The sequence below is a fragment of the Pseudomonas sp. D3 genome (assembly GCF_029320995.1).
Lineage (GTDB): Bacteria > Pseudomonadota > Gammaproteobacteria > Pseudomonadales > Pseudomonadaceae > Aquipseudomonas > Aquipseudomonas paraveronii.
Map to the genome: position 1 here is coordinate 4,510,077 of NZ_CP119772.1, position 15,792 is coordinate 4,525,868.

At 58.5% G+C, this 15,792-nt stretch carries 19 protein-coding genes; 3 read left to right on the top strand and 16 right to left on the bottom strand.

Annotation, left to right across the window (positions count from 1 at the left end):
• Nucleotides 1–72 precede the first annotated feature (72 nt).
• The 8 genes from P3S72_RS20720 to thrS all read right to left on the bottom strand — a co-directional run bounded on the left by P3S72_RS20720 (nt 73) and on the right by thrS (nt 7,361).
• Nucleotides 73–429, bottom strand: a complete 357-nt coding sequence (locus tag P3S72_RS20720) for a MerR family transcriptional regulator (RefSeq protein ID WP_276193867.1) — start codon at nt 427–429, stop codon at nt 73–75.
• Nucleotides 410–712 (bottom strand): integration host factor subunit alpha, encoded by a 303-nt coding sequence (gene ihfA / locus P3S72_RS20725; protein ID WP_002553164.1) that lies wholly within the window; start codon nt 710–712, stop codon nt 410–412. Before ihfA ends, P3S72_RS20720 begins: the two co-directional genes overlap by 20 nt.
• Nucleotides 713–715: 3 nt before the next feature.
• Nucleotides 716–3,094, bottom strand: coding sequence for a phenylalanine--tRNA ligase subunit beta (pheT, locus tag P3S72_RS20730; RefSeq protein WP_276194038.1), 2,379 nt, complete (start codon nt 3,092–3,094; stop codon nt 716–718).
• A gap of 26 nt (nt 3,095–3,120) precedes the next feature.
• Nucleotides 3,121–4,137 (bottom strand): phenylalanine--tRNA ligase subunit alpha, encoded by a 1,017-nt coding sequence (pheS, locus tag P3S72_RS20735; RefSeq protein WP_276194039.1) that lies wholly within the window; start codon nt 4,135–4,137, stop codon nt 3,121–3,123.
• A 109-nt stretch (nt 4,138–4,246) separates the two neighbouring features.
• Nucleotides 4,247–4,603 carry a 50S ribosomal protein L20 gene (gene rplT, locus P3S72_RS20740; protein ID WP_003219940.1) on the bottom strand — a complete coding sequence of 119 codons (357 nt, stop codon included), beginning with the start codon at nt 4,601–4,603 and terminating at the stop codon, nt 4,247–4,249.
• Nucleotides 4,604–4,632: 29 nt separating this feature from the next.
• Nucleotides 4,633–4,827 (bottom strand): 50S ribosomal protein L35, encoded by a 195-nt coding sequence (gene rpmI / locus P3S72_RS20745; protein ID WP_002553160.1) that lies wholly within the window; start codon nt 4,825–4,827, stop codon nt 4,633–4,635.
• Nucleotides 4,828–4,887: 60 nt separating this feature from the next.
• Nucleotides 4,888–5,439: a translation initiation factor IF-3 gene (gene infC, locus P3S72_RS20750; RefSeq protein WP_247395830.1), complete on the bottom strand. Its 552-nt coding sequence runs from the start codon at nt 5,437–5,439 to the stop codon at nt 4,888–4,890.
• Entirely contained in the window at nt 5,439–7,361 is a 1,923-nt protein-coding gene (thrS, locus tag P3S72_RS20755) for a threonine--tRNA ligase (RefSeq protein WP_276194040.1), read from the bottom strand. Before thrS ends, infC begins: the two co-directional genes overlap by 1 nt.
• A gap of 367 nt (nt 7,362–7,728) precedes the next feature.
• Between thrS and P3S72_RS20760 the strand changes: the two genes are divergently transcribed.
• Both P3S72_RS20760 and P3S72_RS20765 read left to right on the top strand, forming a co-directional pair.
• Entirely contained in the window at nt 7,729–8,043 is a 315-nt protein-coding gene (locus tag P3S72_RS20760) for a hypothetical protein (protein WP_276194041.1), read from the top strand.
• A 289-nt stretch (nt 8,044–8,332) separates the two neighbouring features.
• Nucleotides 8,333–8,545 carry a cold-shock protein gene (locus tag P3S72_RS20765; RefSeq protein ID WP_003234260.1) on the top strand — a complete coding sequence of 71 codons (213 nt, stop codon included), beginning with the start codon at nt 8,333–8,335 and terminating at the stop codon, nt 8,543–8,545.
• 72 nt (nt 8,546–8,617) lie between these two features.
• Here P3S72_RS20765 and P3S72_RS20770 read toward each other — a convergent pair whose 3' ends face one another.
• Together P3S72_RS20770 and P3S72_RS20775 are read right to left on the bottom strand one after the other, a co-directional pair.
• On the bottom strand, nt 8,618–8,938 hold the full coding sequence (locus P3S72_RS20770; RefSeq protein ID WP_017847669.1) for an I78 family peptidase inhibitor: 321 nt from the start codon (nt 8,936–8,938) through the stop codon (nt 8,618–8,620).
• Between the two features lie 144 nt (nt 8,939–9,082).
• On the bottom strand, nt 9,083–9,391 hold the full coding sequence (locus P3S72_RS20775) for a hypothetical protein (RefSeq protein WP_276194042.1): 309 nt from the start codon (nt 9,389–9,391) through the stop codon (nt 9,083–9,085).
• A gap of 172 nt (nt 9,392–9,563) precedes the next feature.
• Between P3S72_RS20775 and P3S72_RS20780 the strand changes: the two genes are divergently transcribed.
• The gene (locus P3S72_RS20780; protein WP_247395793.1) at nt 9,564–9,776 is read left to right on the top strand and encodes a hypothetical protein; all 213 of its coding nucleotides are present in this window, start codon (nt 9,564–9,566) and stop codon (nt 9,774–9,776) included.
• A 33-nt stretch (nt 9,777–9,809) separates the two neighbouring features.
• On the opposite strand, the gene P3S72_RS20785 is transcribed toward P3S72_RS20780, so the two are convergent.
• Genes P3S72_RS20785 through P3S72_RS20810 form a run of 6 tightly spaced genes read right to left on the bottom strand, consistent with a single transcriptional unit; the run spans nt 9,810 to nt 15,760 of the window.
• Entirely contained in the window at nt 9,810–10,838 is a 1,029-nt protein-coding gene (locus P3S72_RS20785) for a nucleoside hydrolase (RefSeq protein ID WP_276194043.1), read from the bottom strand.
• A 26-nt stretch (nt 10,839–10,864) separates the two neighbouring features.
• Entirely contained in the window at nt 10,865–11,269 is a 405-nt protein-coding gene (gene rbsD / locus P3S72_RS20790; protein ID WP_276194044.1) for a D-ribose pyranase, read from the bottom strand.
• The gene (rbsK, locus tag P3S72_RS20795; protein WP_276194045.1) at nt 11,266–12,183 is read right to left on the bottom strand and encodes a ribokinase; all 918 of its coding nucleotides are present in this window, start codon (nt 12,181–12,183) and stop codon (nt 11,266–11,268) included. Before rbsK ends, rbsD begins: the two co-directional genes overlap by 4 nt.
• 23 nt (nt 12,184–12,206) lie before the next feature.
• Complete coding sequence (locus P3S72_RS20800) at nt 12,207–13,229, bottom strand: LacI family DNA-binding transcriptional regulator (protein ID WP_276194046.1); 1,023 nt, start codon at nt 13,227–13,229, stop codon at nt 12,207–12,209.
• A gap of 3 nt (nt 13,230–13,232) precedes the next feature.
• Nucleotides 13,233–14,210, bottom strand: coding sequence for an ABC transporter permease (locus P3S72_RS20805; protein WP_276194047.1), 978 nt, complete (start codon nt 14,208–14,210; stop codon nt 13,233–13,235).
• Nucleotides 14,207–15,760, bottom strand: coding sequence for a sugar ABC transporter ATP-binding protein (locus P3S72_RS20810; RefSeq protein ID WP_276194048.1), 1,554 nt, complete (start codon nt 15,758–15,760; stop codon nt 14,207–14,209). Before P3S72_RS20810 ends, P3S72_RS20805 begins: the two co-directional genes overlap by 4 nt.
• Between the last annotated feature and the right edge of the window lie 32 nt (nt 15,761–15,792).

Sequence of the window (15,792 nt, forward strand, 5' to 3'; positions counted from 1 at the left end):
TTCGCTTCGCAACGAAGCGATCAGGAATATACCGCAAGCTTTTGAAATGTGGAAGTATTTTAAAAGCCTGAATTATTTCTTCAGAACCACCAGCACATCTTCGAGTTCGGAGATCATCTGGCGGATCAGTTGCCTGTATTGGGTGGTGTCGTCTTTGGCTTCATCACCGGACATGCGCTGGCGCGCGCCGCTTATGGTGAACCCCTGGTCGTATAGCAATGCACGGATCTGTCGGATCATCAGCACATCCTGGCGCTGATAATACCGACGGTTCCCGGTGCGTTTGACGGGGTTGAGTTGAGGAAACTCCTGCTCCCAATAGCGCAGCACGTGCGGCTTTACCGCACAGAGCTCGCTGACTTCACCGATGGTGAAGTAACGTTTGCCTGGGATGACGGGGAGCTCGTCGTTATGACTTGGTTCCAGCATAAGCCTCAACTCGGGCCTTCAACTTCTGCCCTGGACGAAAGGTGACCACACGGCGAGCCGTGATCGGGATTTCTTCTCCCGTTTTTGGATTGCGGCCAGGCCGCTGGCGTTTGTCCCGCAGGTCAAAATTGCCGAAACCGGACAATTTGACCTGTTCGTTGTCTTCCAGAGCGTGTCTGATTTCTTCAAAAAACAGCTCGACCAATTCCTTGGCCTCGCGCTTGTTCAGACCCAACTCTTCGTACAGACGTTCCGCCATCTCAGCTTTCGTCAAAGCCCCCATACGTCACTTCCTTAACGTGGCGTTTAACCTTTGTTCGAGCGATGTGAGGATATTTTGTGTCGTGGTATTCACCTCATCGTCATTAAGAGTGCGCGATGGATGCTGCCAGGTCAAGCCAACTGCAAGGCTTTTTCTATGCGGATCAATACCTTTACCCTGATAAACGTCAAATAGCCTGAGGTCCGTCAGCCATTCGCCTGCATTTTCACGGATTACATCCAGAACAGCCGTGGCGGACACTTCGCGATCAGCGATCAACGCCAGGTCGCGACGTACTTCAGGGAAGCGCGACAGCTCGCTGAATTTCGGCATCTTGCCCGAAGCGACTTCGGCCAGGACCAGTTCGAAAACGAAGACCGGACGGTCGAGACCGAGGGTTTTCGACAGTTCCGGGTGAAGAGCGCCGACGAAGCCCACCAGGCGACCTTCGCGCTCGATACGCGCCGTCTGGCCAGGGTGCAGCGCCGGGTGGCTGCCCGGCACGAACGTGAAGTCGTTCAGTGCTCCGGCAAAACCCAATACGGCTTCCACGTCAGCTTTAACGTCGAAGAAGTCCACCGCATCGCGGCCTTGGGCCCAACCTTCCGGCAAGCGGCTGCCGCAAACAACACCGGCGAGCATCGGCTCTTGCTTCAAGCCATCCAGTTGGCCGACGAAACGCAGGCCACTTTCGAACATGCGCACGCGGTCTTGCTGGCGGTTCAGGTTGTGGGAAAGCGCTTTCACCAAGCCTGGCCACAACGACGAACGCATGGCGGCCATGTCGTTGGAGATCGGGTTGGCCAACAACAGCGGCTCGACGCCTGGGTTGAACAGTTCGAACTGCTTCGGATCGATGAAGCTGTAGGTCACCGCTTCCTGATAGCCACGGACAACCAGCAGACGACGCAGTTCAGGCAGGTGCGCGCGCGCTTCAGCCTTGGGTTGCGGCGCCAGGCGCGCTTGCGGGTAGCGAACCGGCAGACGGTTGTAGCCGTAGAGACGGGCCAGTTCTTCGATCAGGTCGACTTCGAGGCTGATATCGAAACGATGGCTTGGCACTTCAACGCGCCACTGCCCGGCTTCACCCACAGCAATACCCAGGCCGAGGGCCGAAAGCAGACGCTCGATTTCAGCCGGCTCGATCACCAGACCGAGCATCTGCTCAACGCTTTTGGCGCGCAGGGTGATCGGTGCAATCGACGGCAGGTATTGTTCGCTGACGGTTTCAGTGATCGGGCCCGCCTCGCCACCGGTGATTTCCAGCAGCAGACCAGTGGCGCGCTCCATGGCTTCACGCGCCAGTTTCCAGTCAACGCCACGCTCGTAGCGGTGCGACGCATCGGTGTGCAGGCCGTAGGAGCGAGCCTTGCCAGCGATGGCGATCTGGTCGAAGAACGCGCTCTCAAGGAAGATGTCACGCGTGGTTGCGGACACACCGCTGTGTTCGCCACCCATCACACCGGCAATTGCCAGGGCGCGGGAATGGTCAGCAATCACCAAGGTGTCGGCACGCAGGCTGACTTCCTGGCCGTCGAGCAGAACCAGCTTCTCGCCCTCTTCCGCCATACGCACACGGATGCCGCCATTGATTTCGGCGAGATCGAACGCGTGCAACGGCTGGCCGAGTTCAATCATCACATAGTTGGTGATATCGACGGCAGCGTCGATGCTGCGCACGTCGGCACGACGCAGGCGCTCAACCATCCACAGCGGCGTTGGCTTGGACAGGTCGACGTTACGGATCACACGCCCCAGGTAACGCGGGCAAGCGTTGGGTGCCAGCACTTCGACCGGGCGCACTTCATCATGCACCGCAGCGACTGCGGCAACCACCGGCCGGGTGACGGGAGCGTTGTACAGCGCGCCTACTTCACGAGCCAGGCCCGCCAGGGACAGGCAGTCGCCGCGGTTCGGGGTTAGGTCGACCTCGATGCTGGCGTCTTCCAGTTCCAGGTAGACACGAATGTCCTGGCCCACGGGCGCGTCTGCCGGCAGCTCCATTAGGCCGTCGTTACCCTCGCCCACCTGCAGCTCCGCCTGGGAGCACAGCATGCCGTTTGACTCAACGCCACGCAGCTTGGCCTTCTTGATCTTGAAATCGCCCGGCAGTTCTGCGCCGATCATGGCGAACGGAATCTTCAGGCCCGGGCGCACATTGGGCGCTCCGCACACGACCTGGAACGTCTCCGTGCCATTGCTGACCTGGCACACACGCAATTTATCGGCATCGGGGTGCTGCTCGGTGCTCAGCACCTCGCCCACGACCACACCGCTGAATACGCCGGCGGCCGGAGTAACGCTATCGACCTCAAGACCGGCCATCGACAGACGAGCAACCAGCTCGTCGCGGCTTACCTGCGGGCTTACCCAGCCACGCAGCCATTGTTCACTGAATTTCATCCTGCTCTCCTAAAGATTCGTTACGACTAGCGAAATTGCGCGAGGAACCGCAAGTCGTTGTCGAAGAACAGACGCAAGTCGTTCACGCCGTAACGCAGCATGGCCAGACGCTCAACGCCCATGCCGAAGGCAAAGCCCGAGAACTCTTCCGGGTCGATCCCGGACATGCGCAGCACGTTGGGGTGAACCATGCCGCAGCCCATCACTTCCAGCCAGCCGGTCTGCTTACAGACGCGGCAGCCTTTACCGCTGCACATCACGCATTCCATGTCGACTTCAGCGGAAGGCTCGGTGAACGGGAAGAACGATGGACGGAAACGCACCGCCAGCTCTTTCTCGAAGAACACCCGCAGGAACTCTTCGATGGTGCCTTTGAGGTCGGCGAAATTGATATCGCGATCGACCAGCAGGCCTTCGACCTGGTGGAACATCGGCGAGTGGGTAATATCGGAGTCGCTGCGGTACACACGGCCTGGGCAGACAATGCGGATCGGCGGCTTGTTCGCTTCCATGGTGCGGACCTGTACCGGCGAGGTATGGGTGCGCAACAACATGTTCGCGTTGAAATAGAAGGTGTCGTGCATCGACCGGGCCGGGTGATGGCCTGGGATGTTGAGCGCCTCGAAGTTGTGATAGTCGTCTTCGACCTCAGGGCCTTCGGCGATGCCGTAGCCGATATGGGTGAAGAACTGCTCGATACGCTCCAGAGTCCGGGTGATCGGATGCAGACCGCCCGAGGCCTGGCCACGGCCAGGCAAGGTCACGTCAATGGACTCGGCGGCGAGCCTGGCCGCAAGTTCGGCCTCCTCGAGCGACGCCTTTCGCGCATTGAGAACCTCTGTGACACGCTCCTTGGCGACGTTGATCAGCGCTCCGACTTGCGGACGCTCTTCAGCCGGCAAATTCCCCAGGGTCTTCATCACCTGAGTCAATTCACCCTTTTTGCCAAGGTAGTGAACCCGGATTTGCTCCAGGGCATTGATATCTTCAGCGCTTTGCACAGCCTCAAGAGCTTGAGCGACGAGCGCGTCCAGGTTTTCCATGTACAGACTCCAGATACAAAATAGGGGAAGAGCTTGAAGGCTCTTCCCCTATTTATGACGTTTAACACCTTGGGCCACAGGAGTAGCCCAGGGTGACTGTCGGGGGTACTTAAGCCAAGGTGGCTTTAGCTTTCTCGACAATCGCAGCAAACGCCGCTTTTTCGTTCACTGCCAGATCAGCCAGAACCTTACGGTCGATCTCAATGGACGCTTTTTTCAGGCCAGCAATGAAACGGCTGTAGGACAGACCGTTAACACGAGCACCAGCGTTGATACGAGCGATCCACAGAGCGCGGAACTGACGTTTTTTCTGACGGCGGTCACGGTAGGCGTATTGGCCTGCCTTGATTACCGCTTGTTTGGCAACACGGAATACGCGTGAACGCGCGCCGTAGTAGCCTTTAGCAAGTTTCAGAATTTTTTTGTGACGCTTACGGGCCATGACGCCACGCTTAACACGAGCCATGAGTTACTTCCTCTATTCTTGATCCAAAATTAACGAAGGCGCAGCATGCGCTCGACTTTTGCCACGTCAGACGGATGCAGCAAGCTGCTACCGCGCAGTTGACGCTTACGCTTGGTCGACATTTTGGTCAGGATGTGGCTCTTGAAAGCGTGCTTGTGCTTGATACCGTTAGCAGTTTTCAGAAACCGCTTAGCAGCACCACTTTTAGTCTTCATCTTTGGCATGTTCGGATACTCCGCATTCAGTTGATAAACATAATCAGAAGGCCTGCCGTGCCCTATTGATTACTTCTTCTTTTTCGGGGCGATGACCATGATCAGTTGGCGTCCTTCCATCTTAGGATGCTGTTCGACCGAACCGTACTCGAGCAGGTCAGCTTCAACCCGCTTGAGGAGTTCCATCCCCAGCTCCTGGTGGGCCATCTCACGGCCGCGGAATCGCAAGGATACCTTGGCCCTGTCCCCATCACTCAGGAAACGTACCAGGTTGCGCAGTTTTACCTGGTAATCCCCTTCCTCCGTCCCTGGACGAAACTTGATTTCTTTAACCTGGATCTGCTTCTGGTTTTTCTTGGCAGCGGCAACCTGCTTCTTCTTCTCGAAGATCGATTTGCCGTAGTCCATCAGCTTGCAGACAGGCGGTATAGCATCGGCGGAAATCTCCACCAAATCGAGCTTGGCTTCTTCAGCCTTAAGAAGCGCGTCTTCAATTGACACAATCCCAAGCTGCTCACCCTCAGCCCCAATTAACCGAACCTCGCGTGCCGAGATATTCTCGTTGATCGGGGCTTTCGGTGCAGCTCGTTTATCTTGTCTCATTTCACGCTTAATAGTAATTACTCCGAATCTGGGCGACCACGCCGGGAAACCGCTTGCGCGAGGAACTCAGCGAACTGGGCGACGGGCATCGAGCCCAGGTCAGCACCTTCACGAGTACGCACAGCGACAGTCTGCATCTCGACTTCCCGATCTCCGATAACCAAAAGATAGGGAACCTTGAGCAAAGTATGCTCGCGGATTTTAAAGCCGATCTTTTCATTTCTCAAGTCGGACTTGGCACGAAATCCGCTTTCGTTGAGAGTTTTTTCAACTTCAGCAGCAAAATCGGCCTGTTTATCAGTGATATTCATGATCACTGCCTGGGTCGGAGCCAACCACGCGGGGAATGCGCCCTCGTAGTGCTCGATCAGGATACCGACGAACCGTTCGAATGAGCCGAGGATCGCCCGGTGCAGCATAACCGGGTGTTTACGGCTGTTGTCTTCGGAGACGTATTCGGCTCCCAGACGGATCGGCAGGTTAAAATCGAGCTGCAAAGTACCACATTGCCAGACACGACCAAGACAATCTTTCAGCGAGAACTCGATTTTCGGGCCGTAGAAGGCGCCCTCACCCGGCTGCAGATCATACGCAAGGCCCGCGTTGTCTAGCGCAGCGGCCAGTGCCGCTTCGGCGCGATCCCACAGCTCATCTGAACCGACGCGTTTTTCCGGACGAGTGGACAGCTTCATTTCGACTTCGGTAAAGCCGAAATCGCGATAAACGTCCATGGTCAGCTTAATGAACGCAGCGGATTCGGCCTGCATCTGCTCTTCGGTGCAGAAGATGTGGGCGTCGTCCTGAGTGAAGCCACGCACGCGCATGATGCCGTGCAGCGCACCCGACGGCTCGTTACGATGGCAGGCACCGAACTCGGCCAGGCGCATCGGCAACTCGCGGTAGCTCTTCAAGCCCTGGTTGAACACCTGCACGTGGCATGGGCAGTTCATCGGCTTGATGGCGTAGTCGCGGTTTTCCGACTGCGTAGTGAACATGTTGTCAGCGTAGTTGGCCCAGTGCCCGGATTTCTCCCACAGGCCGCGGTCAACGACCTGGGGAGTCTTGATCTCTAGGTAGCCGTTTTCGCGCTGAACCTTGCGCATGTACTGCTCAAGCACTTGGTACAGGGTCCAGCCGTTCGGGTGCCAGAACACCATGCCCGGCGCTTCTTCCTGGAGGTGGAACAGGTTCAAACGCTTACCGATCTTGCGATGGTCGCGCTTCTCGGCCTCTTCGATGCGCTGGACGTAGGCGGCCAACTGCTTCTTGTCAGCCCAGGCAGTGCCGTAGATGCGCTGCAACTGCTCGTTCTTAGCGTCGCCACGCCAATAGGCGCCGGACAGTTTGGTCAACTTGAACGACTTGAGGAAACGCGTGTTCGGCACGTGCGGGCCACGGCACATGTCGACGTATTCTTCGTGGTAGTACAGGCCCATGGCCTGCTCGTCCGGCATGTCTTCCACCAGGCGCAGCTTGTAGTCTTCGCCACGGGCGGTGAACACGTCGATCACTTCAGCGCGCGGCGTGACTTTCTTGATCACGTCGTAATCTTTTTCGATCAGCGCGTGCATGCGCTGTTCGATCGCAGCCAAGTCGTCCGGAGTAAAAGGACGCTCGTAGGCGATGTCGTAATAGAAGCCTTCGTCAATGACCGGACCGATCACCATTTTCGCCGTCGGGTACAGCTGCTTGACCGCGTGGCCAATCAGGTGCGCGCAAGAGTGGCGAATGATCTCCAGCCCCTCTTGATCCTTGGGCGTGATGATTTGCAGGCTGGCATCAGTGGTGATCAGGTCGCTGGCGTCGACCAGCTTGCCGTCGACCTTGCCGGCCACGGTGGCTTTGGCCAAGCCGGCACCAATGGATGCGGCGACCTCGGCTACGGAAACCGAATGATCGAATGAACGTTGACTGCCGTCGGGAAGAGTAATAGTTGGCATGGCGCCTCCTCTCCTAGTGGTGACCCCTACCAAAGGTCACGTGGGTTGGGATGAGCCAGTACAAGATCCAATACCAGGCCGTTCAGTGATGAACGCCTGCCTTACAGCGGCAGGAGCCTTTCGGCCAACCGATGATCGAACCAGAGTGACTGGAGTGGAAAAAAAAGGAACATGGCAAGGCGGCATTTGGCGCGCCCGGAAATAGCCAAGCGCAAGATGCTAGCACAGATGAACGGTCATCGCGCCCGCAGCGCCGCAGGTAATAACAAATTCCCGCCTTTATAGAGGGAAAAGTGAACTTGGGCTGTACGCCGGCCCTCAAACCCATCGAGAATCGCCGTTCGTCCTCACGACTTTGGAGCATTTAATGATGCGTTTTTCCTCAACTTTTGCGCTTGCAGCATCCCTTACCCTTATCTCCCTTGGCGCACACGCAGCGGCCCCTTCGAACTGGCCTGCGGGTGCCAGGGACGCGTTCGTGAATGACTGCAGCTCAGCCGCCAGCCAGAACGTGGACGCCAAAACCGCCAAAGAACACTGCGAATGCGGCGCCGACAAAATCAATGCCGAATTGAGCACCGCGGAAATCAAGGAACTCATGACGAACCAGAACGCGAGCCAGCCGCTAAAAAACAAAGCGGTTGCGGCTATTTCGTCCTGCAAAGTCGTGAAGAAAAACTAAGAATCGCCGCGATTCGGATGGCAGTTTTTCAGTAAAAACCCTCTTAAAACTGCCATTTCGCACAAATTACGCAGCTTTTACGGCTTTTTTTACCAGTTGATATTTCGAGCACAAGCCCCGTAGATTGGGGCTTTCAGCCAACCGAAGGACTAAACCCAAGGCTATTGATTAGCAAACAGTGCCTTGGGGGGGCTCCCAAGCCGAACATTTCGACTATGATAGCCCTGTGTGCCCAGTTGGCCTGAGCAGCACAGCACTACTGAAAATATATGTTTCTTGGAGATACACCATGTCTAATCGCCAAACCGGCACCGTTAAATGGTTCAACGATGAAAAAGGCTTCGGCTTCATCACTCCTCAAGGTGGCGGTGACGACCTGTTCGTACACTTCAAAGCTATCGAAAGCGACGGTTTCAAAAGCCTGAAAGAAGGCCAAACCGTTTCCTTCGTGGCTGAGAAAGGCCAAAAGGGTATGCAAGCTGCACAGGTTCGCGGCGAGTAATTCTCCGCTGAGCTAAAAAAACCCCGTCCATGTGACGGGGTTTTTTATGGGCGCTGCAAAAGCCTGTGGCTATCAGCCGCAATTGACCCGGGTGATCACCAGATTGTCGTCGGTGTTCAGGTTCAGGCGGTCGGAACGGTATTCCAGGGTGATCATATCGTTAGGCTTGAGAATTCGGGCGTTCTGCGCACCGGCACGGGTACGCGCCTGCTCCAGCAACTGCGGCGAGGCTTTCTGGCCGATCGTGAACTCAGCGGCCTTCGCCTCACAGCGGCTATGACCTGCATCGGTCACGGCGGCGTCTTTGGCTGGCTCAGAGGTACCCGGGGTGCTGCAACCCGCCAACGCGAGTGCTGCCAACAAAGTACCGAATGATGCGAGCTTCCAAGGCATGAAGCCTCCTATGATAAAAAATGGACAGAGATCGTGCGACAGCAGTCAGGCGGATTGGTTTCAAGACGTAAATCGCTCGCTGGCAAGTCTGCCTGACTCAGGGCAAGCATTCGCCCGGTCAATCGTCACCAGATATGAACGAATTCAGTAGATATCGATGTAGTCAAACGGCGGTTTTGGCCAATTCTGTTTCAAAGCATTGAAAATCTGCGTGACCCAGACCTCATCGCTGGCGGCCACATTTCCGACGTAGCCGGAGCCCTTGGCCCAGGTTTCCAGGCGAAACAGCAACCCATCGATATCGACTCCCCCGACAGCCTCGCCGGAGGAAATGTAGGCAATACCAGCCCTGGTGACTCGCAATTGGGTGTGTTCATCGTCGCTGGCACTGGCGAGCAGTTGGCGCACGGCGGTCAGTGTCAGGTTCTCGGGGTTGTTCAAGTCGATCTGCACGCGGTGTTCCCCGGCAATTAAAACAGGCTGACAGTGTCGCACACGGCCGGCCCCATTCCGAAATACCTCATGCATAAGTAGCAGTGCCAAATGCCGTACAAAATGGTTAACTGCCGGAGTAAGAACCGCGTTTTAGCGCATTACCCCGTACTTCCTGCTCGCGAGTCCCCCCATGACCACCGTAACGCTCCAAGCCGACATCAAAGCCAAGTGGCCCCAAGGGCAGAGCTCCTACAGCCCCGGAAGCCCGGAAGAATTGGCGATCATCGGTATCGACCTGCTGGTCAAGGAGTTGGGCACCCAGGCCGCGCAAGCGTTCATTGGCCAGGTTTTCGAGAAATACCCGGCCAATCACATGGGCGCCCACAACCCCGGGCGCGAATAAGAACCGGCCAGCGAGCGCCGACCGGCAATCACCTTACTTCAGGCGCGCCAGGCGCTCGGTCAGCAGATCGAAAAAGCCTTGGGCGTCGCCATTCTCAACCCAGAACACATTCTTTTCCTGCTTCAGTCCGTCATACCAATCGACGATGGTCTGGCCAAAGGTCGGTCCTTCGCGGCTGTCCACCACCATATTGGTCTGACGCCCACTGAACAACGACGGCTTGAGCAGGTACGCGATGACCGTAGCGTCGTGCACCGGGCCGCCAGGAATGCCGTAGTGCTCCATATCGCCCTTTACGTATTCATTGAGAATATCGCCGACGACTTTGCTCGCATTGTTCTTGATGTCGGCGATTTTCTTCAGGCGCGCCTCACTGGTCAGCACCTTGTGGGTCACGTCCAACGGCAGATAGGTCAGCTTGACGCCGCTCTTGAGCACAATTTCGGCTGCGACCGGGTCGGCGAACAGGTTGAACTCGGCCACCGGTGTGATATTGCCGCCATTGAAGTGCGCGCCCCCCATCACCACCACTTCCTTGATACCTTGGGTGATTTCAGGCGCCTGGGTCAGCGCCAGCGCCAGGTTGGTCTGCGGGCCAAGCATGGCGATGGTGATACTGTGGGGCTTGGCGGTGCTCAGGGTCTTGATCAGGTAATCAACGGCATTGCCTTCGGCCAGGCATTTTTTCGGCTCGTGTACGGCGACACCGGAGATGCCCTCCTTGCCGTGGATATTTTCGGCGTAGATCGGCGTGCGCAGCAGCGGCTTCGGCGCGCCCGCATACACCGGGATATCCTCACGCCCTGCCCACTCACGGGCCAGGCGCGCGTTACGCGAAGTCTTGTCCAGGCGCACATTGCCGGCGACGGTGGTCAGCGCCCGAATGTTCAACTCCTCCGGGGAAGCCATCGCAAACAGCAAGGCCACTACATCGTCGGCACCTGGGTCAGTGTCGATGATCAGGTCGATTTTTTCCGCCGCTTGGGCGCTCGCTGCGGTGAGTGCGGACAAAAGCAGAACACTCCGGAACAGATTTTTCAGGGTTGGAAGACGACGGTGCATAAAACACTCCTTGTCGTTGGGGAACTCTAGAACGTTACGCCGGACACCAGCGCGATATTGCAATAAGGTTGGCACTCGCCTGTGCGGACAATGGCACGCGCACCGCGACTCAATTGCTTGAAAGCTTCGTGGCTGACCAGACGCCGCTCGCCGAGCGCCGCCTGGTCGGTCAGGGCGTTGAGCACACTGAGTGCCGGCGGTTGCTTGAGCAGGATTTCTTCGGCCAGCACATGGTTTTCCACCTGCATTTCACTGAGCACAACGCGCAAGGTGCTGATGAAGTCGGGAATGCCCTGGGTCAGTGCCAGGTCGATCAACTCGACGCCCGGCGGCACGGGCAGGCCCGCATCACCGATAACCAGGATGTCGCCATGACCAAGGGAGGCGATCAGGCGTGACAGGGCAATATTGAGCAGCGGTGTCTTTTTCATGAGGACACAAAACCTTGAACGTCGTGCAGCGTAGGAATGGAGGGTTGCGCACCCGCGCGGGTGACTGACAGCGCGGCAGCCACCTGGCCAAAACGAATAGCCTCTGCTTCGCTTTTGCCATCGGCCAGCGCTGCGGCAAAGCCGCCGACAAACGTGTCACCGGCAGCCGTGGTATCCACCGCCTTGACCTTTGGCGCGGGCAAATGCTCAAAATGCTTGCCGTCGCTGAACAGTGCGCCCTGAGCACCTAGGGTGATGATGACTTTACCGGCGCCAGCCTTGATCAACTGCATCGCGGCGAGCTTGGCGCTGTCCAGGGAGTCCACCGTCACGCCGCTCAGGGCGGTGGCTTCGCTTTCATTGGGGATCAGATAATCGATCGAGGCGTACCACTGCGCCGGTAAAGGACCGCTGGCCGGGGCCGGATTGAGGATCATCGTCTTACCCAGTTCACGCCCGCGCTTGAGCGCATACCCGACGGTCTCCAGCGGCACTTCAAGCTGACAGACGATTACGTCGGCGGCCTGCAACACCGCGTCAGCCGCCTGCAACGAAGCGGGCATCAGCTCACCGTTACTGCCGGCAACGATCACGATCGCATTCTGGCTACTGTCATCCACCACAATCAACGCCACGCCGCTGGAACCGTCGACGCGGCTCACAGCCTGGCAATCGATGCCTTCCACCAGCAACGCATCGCGCAACTGGCCGCCGTAGGCGTCAGTGCCGACGCAACCGATCATCGCAACCTCGGCCCCCAGCCGCGCCGACGCGACGGCCTGGTTGGCGCCCTTGCCACCGGGGACGGTGGAGAACGACTGGCCTATCAGGGTTTCACCGGCGCGGGGCAACCGACTGGCACGGGTCACCAGGTCCATATTCAAGCTGCCTACTACCACTACTTTTGCTGGCATACATCAGTACTCATCAATTCGGTTCAGCGGTATTGGGCGAACACACCGGCGAGTGGCGCCGTCGACTCACGCAAGACAATACTTGGCGTCACGATGCGTTGATCGATCGGCAGTTGGGGGGTCGCAATTCGTCGCAGTAACAACTCGGCCGCCGTCTCGCCCAATTGCACGATCGACTGCCCGACCGTGGTCAGCGCCGGGTACACGTAACGGCCCATTTGAATATCATCGAAGCCGATCACCGACAATTCACCCGGCACGCGGATGTTGCGCTCGGCCGCTGCACGCAATACGCCGAAACCGATCATGTCGTTGCTCGCGAAAATCGCGCTCGGCGGGTTTTCCGACAGCAACTTCACCGCAGCGGCATAACCGCCGATGCTGGTGAAGTCACTTTCCTGGGTGCGATTGGCCGCCACATCGACGCCCGCCTCGCGCAAAGCGCGGTGATACCCAGCCAGACGCATTTGTGCCACGCGGGTATGGCAGGGACCGCCGATGCAGGCGATATCACGATGGCCCAGTTCAAGTAAATGTCGGGTCGCCAAGTAGGCGCCCTGCTCATGATCAATGCGCACCTGGTCGACATCAATACCATCCAGCGCCCGGTCGACGATCACCATCGGCGTGCGCACCGCGCTCAAGCCCGCGGCAAGGCCGCTGTCGTCGCCGCCCACCGAGGTCACGATCAAACCGTCGACGCGCTTTTCCAGCAACACCCGCAAGTAACTGCGTTGTTTTTCCGCGTCGTCGTCGGAGTTGCAGAGGATCACGCAATAGCCATTGCGCTCGCAATAGTCCTCGATACCCCGGGCCAGCTCGGCGAAATACGGGTTGAGGCTGTTGGGCACCAGCAGGCCGATGGTGGCGGTGGTCTTGGCCTTGAGCGAACGCGCCACGGCACTGGGCACATAGTCCAATTGCTTGATCGCGGCTTCCACCTTGAGGCGTACCGGCTCGCTGACTGGGCGCGTCTTGTTCACTACATGAGACACGGTGGTGTAGGAAATACCTGCAAGCGCTGCCACATCCTTAATCGTCGCCATGGTTCAGCCTCGCCGACTTGCGCGTTGGCTGCGGTAGGTATCGAGGACCACGGCAATCACGATCACGGCACCGGTGATGATGCGTTTGGTGGGTTCCGTAGCACCGATCTGCGCAAGGCCAGCCGCCAGCACCGAAATAATCAACACACCGAAAAACGTGCTGATCACCGAGCCGCGTCCGCCCATCAGGCTGGTGCCGCCGATCACCACTGCCGCGATCACTTGCAGCTCCAGACCAGACCCGGCATTCGGGTCCGCCGCTTCCAGGCGCGAGATCTGGAACAGCGCCGCGACACCGGCCAGCAGGCCCATCAGGCTAAACACCAGGATCTTGTAAGGCTTGGGATTGATCCCAGCCAGACGCACAGCCTCTTCATTCGTACCGATACCGATCAAGTAACGGCCGAATACAGTACGGGTCAACACCAATTGGGCGGCGGCGATCACCAGCAAAGCGATAATGAACGAAGGCGAAATCCCGAAGGCAATCGGGTTGGACAGCCAGGCAAAGGAGTCTCCGATATAGGCCGTGCGCGAACCGGTCATCTGGTACGCCACGCCGCGCGCCATTTCCAGCACACCAAGGGACACAATAAACGACGGGATTCGCCAGGCCACGGTGATCGAACCGGTGATGGTGCCGGCCAACGCGGCGCAACCCATGCCGAGCACGGCGGCCGGCAACACGCTCCAGCCCCAGCTGAGAATCGCCACGCTGACCGCCGACGCCGCCAGGGCCAGCACCGAGCCCACCGACAGGTCGATACCGCCGATGATCAGGATGAAGGTCATGCCCACCGCCAGCACCATCAGGTCCGGGATCTGGTTGGCCAGGGTGCTGAAGGTGTCGTAGGACAGGAAGTGATCGCTGAGCACCGAGAACAGCGCAATCATCGCCAGCAACGCACCCGCCAGCCCCAGGTAGGTGCCCATGCCGTAAAAGTTGCCACCCGTTTTACCGGGCGAAGTTGTTGTTTTCATGGGGTATCCCTAAGCACTGCGTCGTTGAGCAGCGCATCACGTTTCTGATAGCCAGCAAAGGCGGCGGCGAGCAATTCATCCTGGGTCCAGCTGTCGCGCTCGAAGGTCTCGATCAACCGCCCGGCAGACAGCACGCCGATGCGGTCACAGATCAACATCAGCTCACGCAGGTCGCTGGACACCACCACCAGCGCTTTGCCCTGACGGGTCAATTCACCGAGCAACGTATAAATGTCGAACTTGGCACCCACGTCGATGCCGCGGGTCGGCTCATCGAACAGCATCACCGAGCAGTCGCGCTCCAGCCAGCGCCCAATCACGACTTTCTGCTGGTTGCCGCCGGACAGCTCGGACACCAATTGCGCCGGGCTGGAACTGCGGATGCGCATGGCATCGATCTGACGCTTGGCCAGAGCGGTTTCGTCGCGACTATTTACCACACCGCCGCCGGAAATTTCCGGCATGTTGCCCAAGGAGATATTCGCGCTGATGGATTGCGTCAGCAGCAGGCCTTCGCCCTTGCGGTCTTCGGTGATCAAGGCGATGCCGTGACCCACCGCGTCGACCGGCGAGCGAATGCTGACCACTTGGGCCGGCGACCCCAGGGCAACGGTGCCACTGTCGGCCAAGTCGGCACCGAAGATCAGGCGCAGCAATTCCGTGCGGCCGGCGCCGATCAGGCCGGAGATGCCGTAGATCTCGCCCGCACGCACTTCAAAGGAGACGTCGCGGACTTTGTCGGCGCGGGTCAGTCCTTTTACCGTCAAGGCAGGGCCGCCGATGGTACGTGGCCCCAGGTCAATGTGTTCGCCCAGCTCGCGACCGACCATCAAGGTCACCAGTTGCTCGCTGTTGTAATTGGCCATCGGCTCGACGCAGACCAGTTTGCCGTCACGCAGTACCGCAATGCGTTGGGCGACACGGGCCAACTCTTCGAGCCGATGCGAAATATAAATGATCGCCACGCCTCTGGCCTGCAGGCGGGTGATTTGCTCAAACAGCATCTCGACTTCACGGGCGGTCAACATCGCCGTGGGTTCATCGAGGATCAGCACATGGCAGTCGCCGATCAGGTTACGGGCGATCTCGACCATTTGCTGATGGCCGATGCCCAGGCTGCCGACCAGCGTGTCCGGGTCGATCGCCTCCAGGCCAACCCGTGCCATCGCTTCGATCGCCGCACTACGCAGTTGCTTGCGGCTGATCCAGCCACAGTGGCTGGGCAGGTTGTCCAGGAACAGGTTTTCGGCAACGGTCAGCGTCGGCAGCAGGTTGAGTTCCTGCATGACCATGCGCACGCCCAGCTCTTCGGCCTGGGTGCGGCTGCCGGGGCGGTAGTCCTGACCGTTGAATTGCATGTGCCCGGTGGTCGGTGTGACCAGCCCGCCGATGATCTTCGACAAGGTACTTTTGCCTGCGCCGTTTTCACCGGTCAGCGCCAGCACCTCCCCGCGATTGAGCGTCAGGGTGATGTCGGATAGAACCGGCTGGGCATAGGTCTTACCGATACCGCTGACCGAGAGGACAGCGTTCGGGGCGGAAGATGACATAGGAAAATCTCCAGGCGTCCGCTCAGGGCGAG

Coding starts and splice junctions, on each gene's coding strand:
- pheT (WP_276194038.1), bottom strand. CDS start 3,094: ATGAAATTCAGTGAACAATGGCTGCGTGGCTGGGTAAGCCCGCAGGTA.
- rbsD (WP_276194044.1), bottom strand. CDS start 11,269: ATGAAAAAGACACCGCTGCTCAATATTGCCCTGTCACGCCTGATCGCC.
- thrS (WP_276194040.1), bottom strand. CDS start 7,361: ATGCCAACTATTACTCTTCCCGACGGCAGTCAACGTTCATTCGATCAT.
- ihfA (WP_002553164.1), bottom strand. CDS start 712: ATGGGGGCTTTGACGAAAGCTGAGATGGCGGAACGTCTGTACGAAGAG.
- P3S72_RS20760 (WP_276194041.1), top strand. CDS start 7,729: ATGATGCGTTTTTCCTCAACTTTTGCGCTTGCAGCATCCCTTACCCTT.
- P3S72_RS20810 (WP_276194048.1), bottom strand. CDS start 15,760: ATGTCATCTTCCGCCCCGAACGCTGTCCTCTCGGTCAGCGGTATCGGT.
- P3S72_RS20800 (WP_276194046.1), bottom strand. CDS start 13,229: ATGGCGACGATTAAGGATGTGGCAGCGCTTGCAGGTATTTCCTACACC.
- pheS (WP_276194039.1), bottom strand. CDS start 4,137: ATGGAAAACCTGGACGCGCTCGTCGCTCAAGCTCTTGAGGCTGTGCAA.
- P3S72_RS20765 (WP_003234260.1), top strand. CDS start 8,333: ATGTCTAATCGCCAAACCGGCACCGTTAAATGGTTCAACGATGAAAAA.
- P3S72_RS20780 (WP_247395793.1), top strand. CDS start 9,564: ATGACCACCGTAACGCTCCAAGCCGACATCAAAGCCAAGTGGCCCCAA.
- P3S72_RS20785 (WP_276194043.1), bottom strand. CDS start 10,838: ATGCACCGTCGTCTTCCAACCCTGAAAAATCTGTTCCGGAGTGTTCTG.
- P3S72_RS20770 (WP_017847669.1), bottom strand. CDS start 8,938: ATGCCTTGGAAGCTCGCATCATTCGGTACTTTGTTGGCAGCACTCGCG.
- P3S72_RS20805 (WP_276194047.1), bottom strand. CDS start 14,210: ATGAAAACAACAACTTCGCCCGGTAAAACGGGTGGCAACTTTTACGGC.
- rplT (WP_003219940.1), bottom strand. CDS start 4,603: ATGGCTCGTGTTAAGCGTGGCGTCATGGCCCGTAAGCGTCACAAAAAA.
- rbsK (WP_276194045.1), bottom strand. CDS start 12,183: ATGCCAGCAAAAGTAGTGGTAGTAGGCAGCTTGAATATGGACCTGGTG.
- rpmI (WP_002553160.1), bottom strand. CDS start 4,827: ATGCCAAAGATGAAGACTAAAAGTGGTGCTGCTAAGCGGTTTCTGAAA.
- P3S72_RS20720 (WP_276193867.1), bottom strand. CDS start 429: ATGCTGGAACCAAGTCATAACGACGAGCTCCCCGTCATCCCAGGCAAA.